Source organism: Pueribacillus theae, assembly GCF_003097615.1.
Classification (GTDB): Bacteria; Bacillota; Bacilli; order Bacillales; family UBA6769; genus Pueribacillus; species Pueribacillus theae.
Genome location: NZ_QCZG01000089.1, coordinates 1 through 2,528, shown reverse-complemented (window position 1 = coordinate 2,528; position 2,528 = coordinate 1). Strand labels below are relative to the sequence as shown.

Below are 2,528 nucleotides of genomic sequence, written 5' to 3'. Positions count from 1 at the left end.
GCAAAAAGGCGCATTTGATGTAACAGTTCAAGCGATTAGCGGTTTAATGAGTGTGACAGGGGAAGAAAACGGCCCGCCGGTAAAAAGCGGCGTTCCAGTTGGCGATTTTGTGACCGCGCTTTCGCGCTTTATGGAACATATAGTACTATCCTGCATTTCGAATTGTGGACAACATTAGTTTATCCACAAGGGGCTTTCTTGTCTCATTTATAGTTTTATTTTAATTTTTTAACATTTTTCTCAGTGATTTTCAAGTATTTACACATTTAAAATTGTATGATAAATTTGCCTTAAACTGGTTAGACCAATAGGCCAATTTACCAAAGTGGAGGAACTATGGAAACTTTTTTCAAATCAATAGATAATCAAAAAGTATATCAAAAAATCATTCAACAAATTTTGAACCTTATTGAGAATGGAAATTTAAAACCAGGAGATCGATTGCCAGGAGAAAGGCAAATGACAGAATTGTTAGGATGCAGTCGCGCACCATTAAGAGAAGCTTTTAGGGTTTTAGAGTCAGATGGAATACTTGTAAGTAAACAAGGGGATGGGCGGTATATTCAAAAAATTCACCCACTAACTTTGACAGCACGAAAGGGGCAACTTGAACAAATTAAACAGTCAGCTGTTCTTTCTTTCCTCGAAGCTCGCGAAGCACTAGAACCAAAAATTGCTGAACTCGCAGCTCTTAGGGCTACAAAATTACAAATAGAAAATTTATACAAAGTGATTGAAGATATGGAAAAACAATTTGAAAATCCAAAAGGAGAAATTGTAAATAATCAAATTTTTCATTTATTACTTGCCGAAGCTAGTCATAACTCAATTTTTGTAACAATGATCGATACAAATATCAGAGTTATAAAAAGTGTTAGAGAGAATACGTTAGTTGATCCTGGAAGATTAAAAAATGCTGTGAAGGAACATGTTGATATTTTAAAAGCTGTGGAAAATAAAAATCCGAATCTTGCTGCTAAATTAGCACTTGACCATGTATTGAAATTAAAAGAAAAAATCTTAAAGAATAACGATAAATTAGGGAAGGATTGATTCATATGAATACTAATCAAATAGGACCTTTAAAAGGAGTTAAAGTACTTGATGTGTCTACAATGATTGCCGCTCCGTTCGGTGCGACATTGCTAGGAGATATGGGGGCCGACATTATAAAAATAGAGGTTCCAATTAAAGGTGACACACTACGTAATGTAGGACCTTGGAAAGGAACTGAACCGCTTAGATGGCCAGGGATGTCGAGAAATAAACGATCTGTCACTTTGAATCTCAGAGAAAGTGAAGGGCAAAAGCTTTTTTTAGAGCTTGTTAAAAAGTCTGATGTAATTATTGAAAACTTCAGACCCGGAACATTGGATAAGTGGAATCTTAATTATGATACTTTAAAAAAAGCAAATTCTAAAATTATTGTTGTTAGGGTGTCTGGATATGGACAAACTGGGCCGTACAGAAGTAAAGCGGGATTTGGGACGCCCTCAACTGCTTTTAGTGGCTATACATATATTCAGGGATTTAAAGATCGCCCACCTGTTACACCTTCATTTTCGTTAACAGATTATGTAACAGGGATTTTTGTAGCTTTCGCAACTTCCTCAGCACTATATTATAGAGATGTCAATGAAATTGATGAAGGACAAGAAGTGGAGATGGGATTATATGAATCGATGTTCAGAATGATGGAATTTCTGATTGCGGAGTATGATCAGTTAAATAAGGTTCGGGAAAGAAGTCCGATTTTAGCAGGTCATTCCAGTCCGGCGGGAACATATAAAACAAAAGATGGAAAATATTTAGTTTTGGTAACAAGCACTGATCAAACATTTGAAAGGCTTGCAAAAGCGATTGGTAGGGAAGATATGTTATTAGATCCAAAATTTTACACGAATTCAGTTCGATTGGAAAATGACGCCGAAGTTCAACAAATTGTGGAATCTTGGATAGAATCAAGAACATCTGAAGAGGTGATGGAAATACTTGATGAAGCGGGCGTTCCGATTAGCCCAATATTAAGCATTCAGGATATCTTTGAAAATCCACAATATCAAAGCCGTCAAAACATTGTCGAAGTTGAACATCCTAAATTCGGAACAGTAAAAGTTCCCGGGGTTGTTCCCAAATTTAGCAAAACACCGGGAAGTATTAGATTTCGGGCACCCAAGTTAGGTGAGCATAATCATGAAGTCTACGTAAATGAATTAGGTATCACAGAAAGTAAGCTACAAGAATTCGTTTCAAAAGGAATAATCTAGAACTTGAGTATTGGTAGGGAATTGTGGCTGGTTATTCTTGTTGGGATAATTTGAGAGATCTAGGGAGCCATTACAACGATTAAATGCGATAAAATGTTTTGTTGAATTCTGACTTTTCCTGATATTGGATCAAAGAGAACACTGCTATAAGAAAACTGAAAAGAATTGTCAAAAAACAATACAACTATACTATTACCTGAATTATTCACACTTTGCCCATGAGGGTATTAATTGAAGCAAAGATATCAATTTTTTTGTTTC

Annotated in this window: 3 protein-coding genes; all 3 read left to right on the top strand. The window is 35.8% G+C overall.

The features are described 5' to 3' along the window. A partial coding sequence (locus DCC39_RS19555; protein ID WP_276309939.1) for a CoA transferase occupies window positions 1-178 on the top strand: 178 nt, incomplete at its 5' end. Window positions 179-336: 158 nt separating this feature from the next. Then, a complete protein-coding gene (locus DCC39_RS18655) occupies window positions 337-1,053 on the top strand; it encodes a FadR/GntR family transcriptional regulator (RefSeq protein ID WP_116556385.1) in 717 nt (238 codons plus the stop codon). A gap of 5 nt (window positions 1,054-1,058) precedes the next feature. Continuing rightward, on the top strand, window positions 1,059-2,267 hold the full coding sequence (locus DCC39_RS18650; protein ID WP_116556384.1) for a CaiB/BaiF CoA transferase family protein: 1,209 nt from the start codon (window positions 1,059-1,061) through the stop codon (window positions 2,265-2,267). Window positions 2,268-2,528: the final 261 nt, after the last annotated feature.

What these genes read in the sequence shown, in the direction of transcription:
- DCC39_RS18650 (WP_116556384.1), top strand. Translation starts at nt 1,059, where the DNA reads ATGAATACTAATCAAATAGGACCTTTAAAAGGAGTTAAAGTACTTGAT.
- DCC39_RS18655 (WP_116556385.1), top strand. Translation starts at nt 337, where the DNA reads ATGGAAACTTTTTTCAAATCAATAGATAATCAAAAAGTATATCAAAAA.